Origin of the sequence: Streptomyces sp. ICN903 (assembly GCF_022015835.1) — a bacterium.
Taxonomy (GTDB): domain Bacteria; phylum Actinomycetota; class Actinomycetes; order Streptomycetales; family Streptomycetaceae; genus Streptomyces; species Streptomyces fenghuangensis.
The window spans coordinates 23,578-24,788 of sequence record NZ_JAKMAY010000052.1 but is presented as its reverse complement, the minus strand read 5'-3'; the positions used below and the strand labels follow the sequence as shown (position 1 = coordinate 24,788).

The 1,211-nt window shown below is 75.5% G+C and carries 1 protein-coding gene; it reads right to left on the bottom strand.

All coding sequences use genetic code 11. From position 1 onward, the window contains the following. Positions 1 to 238: 238 nt before the first annotated feature. Complete coding sequence (locus L7D48_RS08125; RefSeq protein WP_374491669.1) at positions 239 to 985, bottom strand: SLATT domain-containing protein; 747 nt, start codon at positions 983 to 985, stop codon at positions 239 to 241. Between the last annotated feature and the right edge of the window lie 226 nt (positions 986 to 1,211).

Below are 1,211 nucleotides of genomic sequence, written 5' to 3'. Positions count from 1 at the left end.
GCCCCGGCGCCCCCGGCCGGCCCCACGGAGCTGGAGGAACCGGCGGCCGCGCCGGCGTACGACGGCGGGCCGTTCGCGCGGGAGCGCCACGTCTGGCTGGGGCTGCACGCCGCGGCCACCCGGAGCCTGGCACAGAGCTCCATGATCATCTTCGGCTGACGCGGCACCGTCGGCTGACGCGGTACTGACGGCCGCCGTCGGCCGCCGACGGTGCCGCGTCAGCACCCGCCTGTCACCGTCAGCGCGGCCCCTCCGGGGGCCGCTGCCTGGGCATGCTCGGCCGGACGCCCGGCGGCATCGAGAAGCGGGACGGCTGCGCGGCCCGCTCGGTGCGCGCGCTCCAGGCGGAGGAGGTCAGCGACTGGGTGTGCAGCGGCGCCGGACCGGAGCGGAACTCCACCATCCAGGCGGCCGTCTCGCCCCGCACCAGTTCGGTCACGTCCTCCGAGAAGCGCCGCAGCACCCCCAGGCACCGCTCGGCGGCCTCGCTCGCCGTGCCCTCGGTGGGCCCGAGCACCTCGCGCACGCTCTCCGACGCCCAGTCGTACTGCAGCATCTCCAGCCGCCGCTGGACCGCCTGCGCCGTGGCGACACCGCGCATCCAGCCCGAGGTCAGCCCGAACCAGCGGTCGCACCCCGCGCACACGACCGCCAGCAGCAGCGCGGGGAACGCCCACAGGGCCGCGCCCCGCGCCCCGCCGGCCAGTTCCAGCAGCGGCAGCACGCCCCCGGCCGCCAGCCCCGCGGCGGTCCCCGCCCGCAGCGCCCTGGCCCACCGGCGCTTGCGCGCCCGGTCGGCCAGATACCACTCCACGACCTCCAGCGCCCCGCTCTCCACCCACCGGTACAGCTCGTCCAGGCGCTCGGCGGGCTCGCCCCAGTCCCCCAGCGGGAACGGCCGCCCGAGCAGGTCCCCGTACTCGCCCCGCCCCGTGCCGCCGCTCGTGCCGCCGCCCGTTCCGGGGCGCATCTCCGGCTGACTCACCCGCCACTCCCAACAAAGCCCTCGCTCGGATCCATTCGCGGACGGACCTCCCTCGGACCGCTCGGTGCCCTTTCCTACCCCCAAAAGTGGGAGACCTCTCGGCCTTCGCGGTATTTCCGCCCATACGTGCATCCCGATTGGGTATACAGGCCCCGCTTTCATCACCCGATGGGGTGAGAAGCGCGTTTCGGCTGCCGTTCCGCGCCCCTGACCACCCACGACACCC